Source organism: Methanosaeta sp. UBA458 (assembly GCF_002496085.1).
In the GTDB taxonomy this organism is placed as follows: Archaea; Halobacteriota; Methanosarcinia; order Methanotrichales; family Methanotrichaceae; genus Methanothrix; species Methanothrix soehngenii.
The window spans coordinates 1-449 of the sequence record NZ_DAIK01000117.1; the positions used below are offsets into that span (position 1 = coordinate 1).

General features: G+C 49.0%; 1 protein-coding gene. It reads left to right on the plus strand.

Annotated elements, in window-relative coordinates:
- Positions 1-141 precede the first annotated feature (141 nt).
- The coding region (locus BP822_RS08610; RefSeq protein ID WP_286878129.1) for a helix-turn-helix transcriptional regulator at positions 142-449 on the plus strand (308 nt) is incomplete at its 3' end.

Sequence of the window (449 nt, forward strand, 5' to 3'; positions counted from 1 at the left end):
TCTTTAGCAGAAGAGGCATCTCTTGAGGATATCAACGGCAGCAGCTCTAATAATTTTTGGCTGGTCGGGGGCGCCATTTTATCTCTTGTTTTGTTTATCGGATCTGTCTTCACCTTTATGATGAGATGGCGAAGAAATGAGATGCAACCTGTCAAGAAGGATATGCTTGAAGGCGATCATCTGCTCGGCATCGAGTCCCAGGATGCCTCAAAGCCAATATATGCTGCCAGGTCTCTGGGAGAAATCGAGGTTGGCAGTGAGCTGAATGCGGTTTTGGAGACCCTGACCCCGCGGGAGCGCTCGATCATGGAGATCCTGATAAAGCATGGCGGCAGAATGACGCAGATGGATATGAGATATGAGACCGGCGTCCCTAAATCAACGCTTACCATGGTTCTGATATCATTGGAGAAGCGCAATCTCGTAACCAGGAAAGAATGGGGCAGAAC